This window comes from Romboutsia sp. (genome assembly GCF_056995035.1).
On sequence record NZ_JBXKIW010000074.1, the window covers coordinates 1 to 12,779 of the forward strand.

At 27.7% G+C, this 12,779-nt stretch carries 13 protein-coding genes; 10 read left to right on the plus strand and 3 right to left on the minus strand.

Going from position 1 to position 12,779, the window contains the following annotated elements; all coding sequences use genetic code 11:
- From AC11VW_RS11380 to AC11VW_RS11415, 8 genes are all read left to right on the plus strand, one after another.
- The coding region (locus AC11VW_RS11380; RefSeq protein ID WP_484301731.1) for a cold shock domain-containing protein at positions 1–119 on the plus strand (119 nt) is incomplete at its 5' end.
- Positions 120–506: 387 nt separating this feature from the next.
- Positions 507–2,048, plus strand: coding sequence for a glutamate/gamma-aminobutyrate family transporter YjeM (gene yjeM, locus AC11VW_RS11385; protein WP_484301540.1), 1,542 nt, complete (start codon positions 507–509; stop codon positions 2,046–2,048).
- 234 nt (positions 2,049–2,282) lie between these two features.
- Positions 2,283–3,182: a TSUP family transporter gene (locus AC11VW_RS11390; protein WP_484301541.1), complete on the plus strand. Its 900-nt coding sequence runs from the start codon at positions 2,283–2,285 to the stop codon at positions 3,180–3,182.
- Between the two features lie 245 nt (positions 3,183–3,427).
- Positions 3,428–3,934, plus strand: a complete 507-nt coding sequence (locus AC11VW_RS11395) for a hypothetical protein (protein WP_484301542.1) — start codon at positions 3,428–3,430, stop codon at positions 3,932–3,934.
- 230 nt (positions 3,935–4,164) lie between these two features.
- The gene (locus AC11VW_RS11400) at positions 4,165–4,530 is read left to right on the plus strand and encodes a hypothetical protein (protein ID WP_484301543.1); all 366 of its coding nucleotides are present in this window, start codon (positions 4,165–4,167) and stop codon (positions 4,528–4,530) included.
- A gap of 118 nt (positions 4,531–4,648) precedes the next feature.
- A complete protein-coding gene (locus AC11VW_RS11405; RefSeq protein WP_484301544.1) occupies positions 4,649–4,813 on the plus strand; it encodes a hypothetical protein in 165 nt (54 codons plus the stop codon).
- A gap of 32 nt (positions 4,814–4,845) precedes the next feature.
- Positions 4,846–5,007, plus strand: coding sequence for a hypothetical protein (locus tag AC11VW_RS11410; protein ID WP_484301545.1), 162 nt, complete (start codon positions 4,846–4,848; stop codon positions 5,005–5,007).
- 160 nt (positions 5,008–5,167) lie between these two features.
- Positions 5,168–6,427 (plus strand): MDR family MFS transporter, encoded by a 1,260-nt coding sequence (locus AC11VW_RS11415; RefSeq protein WP_484301546.1) that lies wholly within the window; start codon positions 5,168–5,170, stop codon positions 6,425–6,427.
- 166 nt (positions 6,428–6,593) lie between these two features.
- Here AC11VW_RS11415 and AC11VW_RS11420 read toward each other — a convergent pair whose 3' ends face one another.
- Both AC11VW_RS11420 and AC11VW_RS11425 read right to left on the minus strand, forming a co-directional pair.
- Complete coding sequence (locus AC11VW_RS11420) at positions 6,594–8,219, minus strand: Na/Pi cotransporter family protein (RefSeq protein WP_484301547.1); 1,626 nt, start codon at positions 8,217–8,219, stop codon at positions 6,594–6,596.
- A 228-nt stretch (positions 8,220–8,447) separates the two neighbouring features.
- The gene (locus AC11VW_RS11425) at positions 8,448–8,795 is read right to left on the minus strand and encodes a cupin domain-containing protein (RefSeq protein ID WP_484301548.1); all 348 of its coding nucleotides are present in this window, start codon (positions 8,793–8,795) and stop codon (positions 8,448–8,450) included.
- A 317-nt stretch (positions 8,796–9,112) separates the two neighbouring features.
- On the opposite strand from AC11VW_RS11425, the gene aroD reads away from it, so the two are divergent.
- Positions 9,113–9,877, plus strand: a complete 765-nt coding sequence (gene aroD / locus AC11VW_RS11430; protein ID WP_484301549.1) for a type I 3-dehydroquinate dehydratase — start codon at positions 9,113–9,115, stop codon at positions 9,875–9,877.
- Between the two features lie 49 nt (positions 9,878–9,926).
- On the opposite strand, the gene AC11VW_RS11435 is transcribed toward aroD, so the two are convergent.
- Positions 9,927–10,535, minus strand: coding sequence for a DUF6198 family protein (locus tag AC11VW_RS11435; RefSeq protein WP_484301550.1), 609 nt, complete (start codon positions 10,533–10,535; stop codon positions 9,927–9,929).
- Between the two features lie 586 nt (positions 10,536–11,121).
- Between AC11VW_RS11435 and AC11VW_RS11440 the strand changes: the two genes are divergently transcribed.
- Positions 11,122–12,768 (plus strand): cache domain-containing sensor histidine kinase, encoded by a 1,647-nt coding sequence (locus AC11VW_RS11440; protein WP_484301551.1) that lies wholly within the window; start codon positions 11,122–11,124, stop codon positions 12,766–12,768.
- Positions 12,769–12,779 lie beyond the last annotated feature (11 nt).

A 12,779-nucleotide genomic window follows, 5' to 3' on the forward strand; every position in this document is an offset into this window, starting at 1 on the left:
CACATTTCTCAGCTATACAAACTGATGGATTCAAATCATTAGAAGAAGGACAAAGAGTAAGCTTTAATATAGTTAAAGGTGCTAGAGGACCTCAAGCAGAAAACATAACTGTATTATAATATATAGACTGTTTTAAAAAGACCTTCGGGTCTTTTTTTTGATACAAGGATATTATATTGTTTAATATATATTTCTATTTAATATAATGTTAAACTTAATAAATATAATGTTTTATAGAATAGACTGCATAATCTTAGAGGTGTAAATCTAAATTATGCGGTTTTTATATGGTTGAATCAAATATTATAAAATGTATTTGATAAAATATTACAAGTAGAAATGAATAAACCTCCAATTGCTTAAATTTTAATAATATATCTAAAAATTGAAATATTTAATTTAAATTGAATCATATTGTAATATAAATTTAACAATGTTATTCTTAAAACGGGATATATAAAAGAATAGCAAGAAATTAGGTATATTACTAACAAGGGGGATTCAAAATGTCACAAAACAGCAGTAATGCAAAAAAATTAACGTTAGGACCATTAATACTTATGATATTCACATCAGTATTTGGTTTTTCTAACATGCCAAGAGCATTCTATTTAATGGGGTATTCAGCAATACCTTGGTATGTATTCAGTGCAATATTCTTCTTCATACCATATGCATTTATGATGGCAGAATATGGTTCAGCTTTTAAGAAAGAAAAAGGTGGAATGTATTCATGGATGGAAAAATCAGTAGGTGCTAAATATGCATTTATAGGAACTTTCATGTGGTACGCTTCTTATTTAATATGGATGGTAAGTGTATCTTCAAGTATATGGATACCTTTATCAAATGCAATAATGGGTTCTGACGTAACTGGAACATGGTCAATATTTGGATTAGGTTCAGTTAAGACATTAGGTTTATTAGGGGTAATTTGGATTGCAATAGTTACATATGTATCAACAAAGGGTATAGATAAGATAAGTAAAATAACTTCAATAGGTGGTACTGCTGTTACATTGCTTAACGTAGTATTATTAGGTGGAGGTATTTTAGTAGTGGCTTTAACTGGAGGATTAGCAGAACCTATAACAAATATAGCTGCTTCATTCACAACTTCACCAAGTCCATCATATCAAGGTTCATTAGCAGTTTTATCATTCTTAACATTTGCAGTATTTGCATTTGGAGGATTAGAAGTGTTGGGAGGTCTTGTTGACCAAACTGAAAATGCTGAGAAAACGTTCCCTAAAGGATTGGTTATATCAGCAATAGTAATATCTTTAGGATATGCATTTGGTATATTCGCTTGTGGAATGTTTACTAACTGGAATGAAGTTTTATCTGGAGATAATGTTAATATGGCAAATGCTACTTACCTATTAATGAGTAACTTAGGACTTCAAATAGGACATGGATTAGGATTAAGCGAAGCGATATCTTTAACAATGGGTGCATGGGCAGCGAGATTTGTAGGTTTATCAATGTTCTTAGCATTAACAGGAGCATTCTTCGCATTAACTTATTCACCACTTAAGACATTAATCCAAGGTGCACCAAAAGAACTATGGCCTGGAAAATTAGGTGAAGTAAAAGATGGAATGCCAATAAATGCTATGAAAGTACAAGCAGGTATAGTTATATTTATGATACTTTTAGTGTCATTTGGAGGAAAAAATGCAGCTGAATTCTTCGCTATATTAACTCTTATGACTAACGTTGCAATGACAATACCATATATGTTCTTATCAGCAGCTTTCCCAGCGTTTAAGAAAAAACAATTAAATGGTGAGTTAGATAAGCCGTTTGTTGTTTATAAGTCTTACGGTTTATCTTTAACAATAGCGATAGTAGTAACGTCAGTAATAGGAGTTGCAAATGTATTTACAATAATAGAGCCAGCATTATCATCAGCAGATGGAATATCTAAGACTTTAACAATGGTAGGTGGACCACTAGCATTCTCTATAATAGGATTTATACTATATACAGTATATGAAAATAAGTATGGTAAAAAGAAAAATAATGAAGGTAAAGCTATAAGTTAAATATGATTTAAATTAAATATAGAAATATATATAGAAAAAATAGGTAGTCTAAAAAATAGATTACCTATTTTTTCTATATATATTTAAAAGTTCTGTGCCACGTGTATTGTAAAATAACGAACAAATATGTAAAATTTTAATAAAAAATATGTTAAAAAAATACTTTATATAGTAAAAAAATATTTTATATAGTATAATTTATTTTGCGACAATAAAGAAAAGGGAGAGAGCGTTATGTTAAAAGCACTTTTAGGTTTATTAGCAATTATAACAGTAGCATTTACTAAAGTCTATGCAATCGATTTCAAAAATAATAAGAATAGCAAAAAGAAAGGTATGTTTGGTGCAGGAATAATTATAGGATTTATAACGGATTTCTTAGACGCAATAGGCGTTGGTTCATTTGCAACAACTACAGGAATACTAAAGTTGAATAATAAAATAAATATATCCGATAAATTATTACCAGGAACATTAAATGTAGCACATACGCTACCAATGATAGTGGAAGCATTCATGTCATTAACTGTAATAAGTGTAGATATGACAACACTTATATGTATGATAGTAGCAGCAGTATTAGGTTCATGGATAGGGGCAGGAGTAATATCCAAGTTACCAGAAAAGAAAGTACAAATAACTATGGGGATAGCTCTTATTGGAACAGCTATATTAATACTACTTGGTCAATTTAAGTTAATGCCAGCAGGTGGAGATGCAATAGCTCTTACAGGCGTTAAATTAATAGTAGGTATGGTAGGAAACTTTATACTAGGAGCATTAATGACAGCAGGAATAGGTTTATATGCACCATGTATGGCTATGGTAGCATTGCTTGGAATGGACCCTAAAGCAGCATTTCCTATAATGATGGGAGCATGTGCATTTCTTGGACCAATAGCAAGTATAAAGTTTGTTAAAGAAGGTGCTTACGAAAGAGAGATATCTATGGGTATAACTATAGGTGGAGTAGTAGGTGCTGTATTAGCATTATCATTTGTTACTAGTATGCCAACATACTGGTTAAAGTGGTTAGTAGTAGCGGTTGTAATTTATACAGCTGTAACTATGTTAGCTGCAGGTTTAAAGAAAGATGATGCTAACCTAGGAGAAAGTGATAAGGTATCCGCTTAAAATAAGTTTAATATAAAAAAAATTATAATGTAACCTATAGAATAGACTCTTTAAAAGAGTTTAATTTATAGGTCATTTTTAATAAGTTACATAGATCCTATATCATATATATTCTTTAGAGTAATATTTTTAAGTGAACCACATTTATTAGCCAAAACAAAGAAAAGAAGAATTATGTATTTAAGTGTAGTCATAGAAGTATTAATGTATAATATATATATAATGAAAGAAAGAAGGATAATATTTTGAGTGATTTACTAATACTATTAGACAAAGATATAAAAAGATGTGAAGATGTACTAAAATTAAATAACTATTTAGAAATAGTTATAGCGGTTGAAGAGTTAATGGATAAGTATAGAGACCATATTGAAGGTTTGGGAAGTGATAATGACAGAGTTTGGAATTATTCTAAAAAAGACCTTGAAAATATAATGGAAAAGTTAAAGTTACATAGAGATAATTTAATAGAAGATTACAATGAAACTAGAATTAATAATATTAGCATTGATATAGAAACAATAATTAAAAATACTAAAGATGAAGTACAGCACAGTGAAGAATTGAGTATAGATAAAAGAAGAGAAATTATAGAGATACTAAATGGTATAGGTGAAATTATAAATGAGAAAATAAGTGCAAATGAAAAATGGGTTAAGTTAAGAATATATATGAATTATTTAAGTACAGAAGATATAAATATTGCCACTAAGATTATTTATATTATAAATATAGTATTACAAAATAAATAATAAAAGATAAAGAGCATTATTTAGTAAATAAATACTAAATGATAGAAAATTAGTAGATTAAGACAAATTTAATATAAAAAATATGTTTTATTATAACCTATAAAATGAACAAGGTAAAAAAATTCATTCTATAGGTTATTTTTGTATTAAAAATAAACTTATGTAAATTGAATAAATAAAAATTGGATGTCGAAAATATTAATAAGTAAAATGTTTATGGAGGAGTTTTTATGAACTTAAACAGGATAATATTAATAGGAGCCATGTTATTTATGATTTTAACAATAGGATATATAAACAACAGTAAAGCTGATGATACTTATGAAAATCAACATGAAAATAATATAGCAGTTTTATTTAACGATGAAAAAAATAAGAAAATAAATGAAAAAGAAGCTGTACAAAAAGTTAAAGAGTATATGCATCAAACAGGAGCATATTTGCCACCTATTATAGAAGTAGACAGTATAAATGGAAACTATTACGTAGTTCATGCGTATGAAATAGTAACCAATGGAGATGAAAATCATACAGCTACAACTGGGTGGTTTCATGTAAATATAAATACAGGTGAAGTTAGTGACATAATGAATTGATAATAAATAATATAATAACAGACAATTATATGAAAAATATAAAAAAATTTATAGTAGTAAAACTATTATATATGGACAAATTAAATATAGAGCAAAATAAAAAAGAAAGGAAACAATTATGAAAAATAACAGAGAAGATTTAGACAATAATAAAGAAATGAAAAAATTATTAAAAGAAAATGCTAATAAAATGGAGATAGCTAAGGAAATACAATCAAATAAAAAAATAAGTGATATAGTTGGAGATAGACTATCTAAAAAGCATCGTTTTCCGCCTTGCTAAAATTATAATAAAATGCTAGAGGAGTGAATTAAATGAGCGATAGCAGATTTTCACATGGACACTATGAAGACGCCCTACAATATACGAAAGAAGTACTTTCGAGTAGTTCCTCTATTGACGAAATAATTACTAATGCAAATATAATTGAAGAAAGTGACGAAGAAATGGAAGAAAGAAAAATTCAAAATAAATAGTTATAAATAGAAAAGAGATGATAATTAAATCATCTCTTTTCTATTTATAACTATTTAAGAGAATATATAATAGAAAAGAAAATTTTATAACAAAAATTTAAAGAAAATACTATAATTAAATCAAGGTGTAAATGAATTCACGAGTAAAGGGGGGATTAATATGAAGAATTTACTGAGTCCATATAAAGGGCTACCTAGAGAAATATATATATTATTCATAGGTAAAATAGTCAATAGCATAGGTGCATTTGTACATCCGCTGATGTCCTTAATTTTAACTCAAAAAATAGGTATGTCAGCATCGCAGGCAGGTCAATTTGTTACTATATTAGCAATTTGCCAAGTGCCATGTATGATATTAGGAGGGAAATTAAGTGATAGTATTGGACGTAGGAAAGTTATAATAATTTTTCAAGTATTAGGTGCTAGTATGTTTGTAATTTGTGGCCTCATTCCAACTACAATATTAACTGCTATAATAATGATATTATCATCATGTTTTTATTCTATATCATCTCCATCCTATGATGCGTTAAATGCAGATTTAACACATGAAGGTAATAGAAAAGAAGCTTATTCACTATTATATATGGGAATGAATATAGGATTTGCTATAGGCCCTATTTTAGGAGGTTTCTTATATAAAAATTATTTACCTTTAATATTTATAGGAGATGCATTAACGACTACTATAGCTTTAGTATTGTTTATTGCATATGTAAAACCATCTAAAGAAAATATAAGTACAGAAGTAGTTAATGAAAAAGAATATAAGATAGATAAATATGCAAGTACTTCGACAGCTAAAGTTTTATTTAAAATTCCAATTCTTATTTTATTTCCAATAATGATGCTTTTAGAGCAATTTGCATATTCACAATGGGGATTTTCTCTTCCACTTCAAATGGCAGAGTTATTTGGAGATAATGGTGCTAAATTATATGGATTTTTAGGAGCATTTAATGCGATTATAGTTATAACATTAACTCCATTATTAACTCATAAAACTAGAAAACATAATTCTTTAAATATTATGTCCTTAGGTGGAGTACTATATGGTCTTTGTTTTTTAGTTATAGGTTTTTCAAAAGCTATGCCTTTATTTTTCATAGCTGTATTTTTATTGACGCTAGGAGAAATTTTACTTGCTATAAATAGTTCTGCTTTCATAGCTAATAATACACCTCCTTCTCATAGAGGAAGAATTAGTTCTATAGTGCCAATAATATCAGGAGCAGGATATGCCCTAGGGCCTATGATAATGGGAAATATTATAGATTCAAATGGTATTTTTATGGCATGGATGATAGTTACGGGTGTATCTTTTATTGGAGCAGGAGGGTTAATTTTACTTAAAAAGGTAAAAATTAATGAAATTAAATATGAGACAGCTTTAAACAGAACAGATAATGTAAAATAAAGAAAATGTCTTAGAGATTCTACCTATTTATACTTAATATGTTTTCTATTTGTATTTTAATATACTCTGGGATATCTTGTATTTTATATAACATCATAGTAGAGTATTAAAAAGTATATAAAAATGGCATGAGTCCAGTTGAATACCGGATTCATGCCATTTCATATTATGCTATACTTTTATTTACAGTTTTTATAACTTGTTGAGCTATATTTACTGAATGGTCAGAGATTCTTTCTAAGTTGCTTATTACATCTAAATACACAACTCCATTATCTATAGTACATGAACTTTCGTTTAATCTTCTCATATGATTTTCACGACATGATTTTTCCATCATATCTATTTTTTCTTCCATTTTTATTACCTGACAAGCTAAGTCTATATCTAAATTTTCCATAGCTTTTAGTGCATAAGTATAATTATCAACAACTTTGTTGTACATTTGAATTAATTCTTCGCTACCTTCTTTAGATAAACTTAAATCTTTTTCTACAAGTATTTGTGCTAACTCTGCTATATTTTCAGCATGGTCACCAATTCTTTCTATATCATTTACAGTGTTAAATAATGCATCAACACTTTCTCTAGATTCATTGTTTAAAGATGTCTTAGATAATTTTAATAAGTAATTTAAGATTGTCTTTTGTAAAATGTTTATTGTTTGTTCTTCTGCAAAACATTTTTTAATTTTAGCGTCTGACTTTTCTAATAAGCCATCCATTGAGTTAGTAAGTGATTTTTTAGCTTTGTCACCCATTCTTAAAATTTCTTTAACAGTGTTAGATAAAGCTATTGATGGAGTTTCCATCATTCTTTCATCTATATATTTAACAATTTTTCTATCTTCTATTTCATCTTCTTTTTCTGGTATAAGTTTCATAGTAAGTTTAACTATTAACTTAGAGAATGGAAGAAGTATTATAACATTTATTACATTAAATAATGTATGTGAATTCGCTATTTGTCTACTTATATCATTTGGATCAAAATGATTTACTATCATAGCTATTGGTTTAGTTAAAACTACCATAAATATTATTGTACCTATTACGTTGAATGCCAAATGCATTACTGCTGCTCTTCTAGCATTTTTTGTAGCACCTATACTAGATAATAAAGAAGTAACGCAAGTTCCGATATTATCACCATATAATATTGGAAGTGCTGCTGATAATGGTATTAATCCTTGCGATGCAAGTGCAAGTAACATACCCATTGATGCACTCGAACTTTGAATTACTGCTGTTATACCAAATCCTAATAATACTCCAAGGAATGGTTTATCTGCAACTGCAACTATTGCGTCTGTAAATCCTTTAAATTCTGCTAAAGGAACTACTGCTTCCTTCATAAATTCCATACCTGTAAATAATATACCAAATCCTATTAATATCTCAGCTGAATGTTTAACGTTAGGCTTAGATGAGAATAAATAAAATACTATACCTATACCTATAGATATTGGCGCTAATCCAACTAAATCAAGTGATACTAATTGAGCTGTCATAGTTGTTCCTATGTTAGCACCCATTATAACACCTATTGCTTGAGGTAATGTCATTATACCTGCATTAACAAATCCAACTACCATTACTGTAGTTGCACTACTACTTTGTATAATTGCTGTAACTAAAGCTCCTACTATAACTCCCATAAGAACGTTGCTAGTTAGAAGTTCGATTATTTTCTTTAATTTAGATCCTGCTGATTTTTGAAGTCCATCTCCCATAAGGTTCATACCATATAGGAAAAGTCCAAGACCCCCCATTAAGTTAATTGCGATTTCCACTTTTGTTTCCTCCTTAAATATAAGCATATCTTTTTTCTTCATTTATTAGTACAGACTAATTTTATCAAAAAGAATATTATCTTGTGTTAAATTTGTGTTAAGTTGTTAAATTTTGTGTTAAAAACATGTTAAATTTCAGTTAAATATTAAGTTAATATTAATAAAATTTTAAATTTATGTTAATTTTATATATAAAAAGCTTGAACCAAATCTGATTCAAGCTTTTTATTATGCTAAAATTACTACTGCCATAAATTCTAAATCCTCATCACCTGTATTTTCTATTGAATGAGTAGCTCCATTAGCAGTGTAAATAGTATCACCTTGTGATACTTTTACTATTGTTCCATCGTCGTCTACTACACCTTCACCTTTTAATATGTAATATACTTCAAAATCATCACTATGATCATGATATCCTATAGATCCCCCTGGAGGGAGTGATATTTTTGAAAACATTTTAGCTTTTTCTTTAAGTTCATCACCTTGTATTAGATGAGTTATCGTAGCAGTTTTTTTACCATTTCTTAAATTTTCTACTTTAGATATTGTTAAATCTTTTGGTTTCTTTATCATGTTTTATCTCCTTTGAGTCATATTTGTACGAAGTATTTAACTTTATTTATTCTATTTTTATGTTTATTTATCCTTTTATTTTTTCGCCTTTTTTAATTATATTAATAGAAAACCCTTTTTCAGACAATATTTAATGATTCAATAGTAGCAGAGTAAGGGTATAATTGAAGTAATATATAGTTGTAATAAGTTCAAAATTGAATTTAATGATATAAAAATATAAATTTGGGTCAAGGAAGGAATATATGAATATGCAATTTTATAATTTTTCAGTAAAAAAGATGAATGGACAAGAATTTAACATGGAGAATAATTAAATGAAAAAGATAGTTAAAGTAAGAAACTTAAAAATAGGAGAAGGAATTCCTAAAATTTGTGTACCACTAGTAGGAAAAACAAGAGAAGATATAATATCAGTGGCAAGAGATTTAAAAATAATTAAACTAGACCTAGTGGAATGGCGTGTTGATTACTATGAAGATGTTGAAGATATAGAAAAAGTTAAAGAAACTTTATCAAAACTTAGAGAGACTTTAGGGGACTTGATAATTTTATTTACATTCAGAAGTTTAAAAGAGGGTGGAGATAAAGAAGTTTCTACAGAATACTATGCAAAACTAAACAAAGAAGTTTGCTTAACTAAGGACATAGATTTAATAGATGTAGAGTTATTTACAGGTGAAGAAGTTGTAGCTGATATTGTTGAGTATGCAAATAAACATAACGTAAAAGTTGTAATGTCTAATCATGATTTTGATAAAACTCCTAGTCAAGATGAAATAGTTAATATTCTTTGTAAGATGCAAGACTTAAAAGCTGATTTACCTAAAATAGCAGTTATGCCACAAAATACAACAGATGTATTAACATTGTTATGTGCTACAAATGAAATGGTAACAAAATATGCAAAGACTCCGATAATAACAATTTCTATGGGAGGTTTAGGTGCGGTAAGTCGTTTATCAGGAGAAACGTTTGGATCCGCTCTTACATTTGGATCAGCGAAGGTAGCATCAGCACCTGGACAAATACAAGTAAATGAATTGTATAAAGTACTTAATCTTCTTCATGAAATTAAATAATAAAATTAAGGATCAAGTGAGTACTTGATCCTTTTTCTAATATAATTAATTAAGTTGTAATTAAATTTTTATTTTTATAAGAGGCAATAAACCCTATAAGTCTTCCACTTATACTAACCGCAATTAATGATAAAGCTATTTGCGATGTAGATAAGTAGACTAAAGACAACCCAAGTACAATAATATCAGTTATCATATACACCCTACCTATATTTAAAGATGTAGTCTTAGAAATTACTAATGCTAAAGCGTCATCTCCACCTGCAGCTCCTCCTGCTCTAACAACTAACCCTGAACCAACTCCTACAAATATACCGGAAAAAATACTTCCAAGTAGAACGTTATCGAATTTTGGAATTAAAGGTCCTATACTTTCAAAGAATCCAAATAAAATAGAGAAACTGAAAGTAGCTAATAATGAATACATAATAAATTTTTTACCGAAAAATTTATACCCAACTAGAAGTAAGAGAGAGTCGATAACAAGATTTGCTAAAGAGAGTCTAATATCGAATAAGTTTTTAAGCAGTAGTAAAAGTCCTAACACTCCACCTTCCGTAATATTATTTTGGTAGTTTAAATTATAAACTCCAAATGATAAAATTAATGATCCCATTAATACAAGTAAAATCTGCCTTAAAGATTGCCGACTGGCCATAAAATCCCTTCCTTTTTTCTTTGATTTACTATTATTATATAGAGTTAAAAGGAATTTGTATACCCAAAAAACCGGAACTAATTATTATATAAAAAAATGAAAGAATTTGCAACTGTTTTTACGAAAAAAAAACGATTAAAAAAAATATTGCTTTAAACTTAGTGTTTTCAATGGTTTGAATAAGAACTTATTTTTGAATAATTTATATTAATTTTTATTAAGTTTAGTGATTCTAATCTTTAGTTTATATTAATTTTTGTTTTGTTTAGTAATACTAAGTAAAACGAGAAAAAAACACCTTTTTACTAAACTTTTGTAAAGGTTAAAATTATGAATAGCAATTAATAAAATAGTAACTAATAAAATAGTACTAAGCTAATATATAATCTTTATTTTAAGTTGTTTTTCATTTGTAATTTTATAATTGAATTAATAATTTAGATAGTTTAAACTTATTAATTGTAACTATTAAAAATAAACAATGCTAGAAAGGGTGATAAATATAGAAATAAAAAGAAATAGTATTACTGTAAAGCTATTCTTACTAATATTTATACTTATATTGTTAATATCAGGATTAATAGGTGTGTGGATAATTAGTGATACTAATAAAATAATACAAAAAGAAATGCATGAAATGAGAAGTCAAGTTTTAGATGAGGTAGCCAATAATATTTCTATATTATTATCTAATGTAGAAACCATAGGAAATAATATTGTAGTAGACAGTAAGCTAATAGATATATTAGGGACACCAGAAAACGAACTTCCTAATAATAAAGAATCAAATAAAGAAATGAATTCATATGTAGAAGGTTTATTAGTTGATCAAGTTTGGAAGTATGGCAAATTCAATATGAAGCCAGAATTATACATTATAGGTGAAAATGGATTGAAATATAGTACTTATTCTGAAACCAAATATGATATGGAAAGTATAAAAAATGAAGATTGGTATGAGAAACTTGTAAAGGCAGATGGAAAAACAGTACTTATAAACACATATAAAGATGAAAATGGAATAGGTCCATATAAAAATATATTTAAAATGGGGAGACTTATAAAAGATTTAATAACTAAAGAAACTCTAGGAGTCTTAATAATGGATATAAGTGAAACTATGCTCTATGATAGATATTCAGATATGTTAAACTATGGAACATTTATTTATATTGCAGATTCACAAGGGAAAATAATATCTAGCAAAGATAAACGACTTATAGGTGAAAACTATGACCAAGTTATAGTAGAGAAAATAGAAGAAGATAATCTTAGTAAAAACAACATGCAAATAATATCTAATATTGAGGAATATGGATGGAAGATAATACAAGAAATACCTTTAAATATAATAATGCAGTTATCAAATCAAATAACTCAGAGGACAGTATTTATAATATTATTAGTAAGTATCATGGCCTTAATTACTACCTATAAACTTTCAGCATGGATTACAAAACCAATAATTAATATAAAAAATAAAATGGGTGAAGTAATGGATGGGAATCTAAAGGTTGAGGTGAAAGTAGATAGTAGTGATGAAATAGGACAACTACAAACGTCTTTTAATAGCATGGTAAACTGGCTAGGTTATTCAATAGAAAATATAAAGAAATATGAAAAACAAAAAAGGGTAGCGGAGTTAAGTTTCCTACAAGCACAAATAAATCCTCATTTTCTATACAATACCTTAAGTGGGATAAGGTTTTTAATGTCAATGAATAAAACCGAGCAAGCAGAAGAGATGCTTTATAGATTTACAAAATTATTAAGAAGTATACTACCAAAATCCAGTGAAATGATTAGACTAGAAGAAGAAATAGAAAACATTAAAAACTATGTAGAACTTCAAAAGATGAGATATCCTAATTGTTTTGAAATTAGTTATCAAGTAGATTCAATAATAAACGATTTCAATGTTCCTTCTTTTATTTTGCAACCAATTGTAGAAAATGCTATTTTATACAGTATGGAAAAAGAAAATAATGAAGGAATTATAAGCGTGGTTGGATATAAAAATGAAGATGGAATAAGGATAATCATAGAAGATAATGGTATAGGTATGTCTAAAGATAAAGTACAAAGCGTATTAAAAAAAGAAGCAAGTATAAATAGAGTAGGCGTTATAAATGTACATGAAAGAATACAGCTAAACTATGGACAAGATTATGGACTGCAAATAGATAGTATAGAAGGAAAAGGAACCAAAGTTACATTTATACTACCAAATTAGAGGGAGGAAAA

What these genes read in the sequence shown, in the direction of transcription:
- yjeM (WP_484301540.1), top strand. Translation starts at nt 507, where the DNA reads ATGTCACAAAACAGCAGTAATGCAAAAAAATTAACGTTAGGACCATTA.
- AC11VW_RS11390 (WP_484301541.1), top strand. Translation starts at nt 2,283, where the DNA reads ATGTTAAAAGCACTTTTAGGTTTATTAGCAATTATAACAGTAGCATTT.
- AC11VW_RS11400 (WP_484301543.1), top strand. Translation starts at nt 4,165, where the DNA reads ATGAACTTAAACAGGATAATATTAATAGGAGCCATGTTATTTATGATT.
- AC11VW_RS11405 (WP_484301544.1), top strand. Translation starts at nt 4,649, where the DNA reads ATGAAAAATAACAGAGAAGATTTAGACAATAATAAAGAAATGAAAAAA.
- AC11VW_RS11410 (WP_484301545.1), top strand. Translation starts at nt 4,846, where the DNA reads ATGAGCGATAGCAGATTTTCACATGGACACTATGAAGACGCCCTACAA.
- AC11VW_RS11415 (WP_484301546.1), top strand. Translation starts at nt 5,168, where the DNA reads ATGAAGAATTTACTGAGTCCATATAAAGGGCTACCTAGAGAAATATAT.
- AC11VW_RS11425 (WP_484301548.1), bottom strand. Translation starts at nt 8,795, where the DNA reads ATGATAAAGAAACCAAAAGATTTAACAATATCTAAAGTAGAAAATTTA.
- aroD (WP_484301549.1), top strand. Translation starts at nt 9,113, where the DNA reads ATGAAAAAGATAGTTAAAGTAAGAAACTTAAAAATAGGAGAAGGAATT.
- AC11VW_RS11435 (WP_484301550.1), bottom strand. Translation starts at nt 10,535, where the DNA reads ATGGCCAGTCGGCAATCTTTAAGGCAGATTTTACTTGTATTAATGGGA.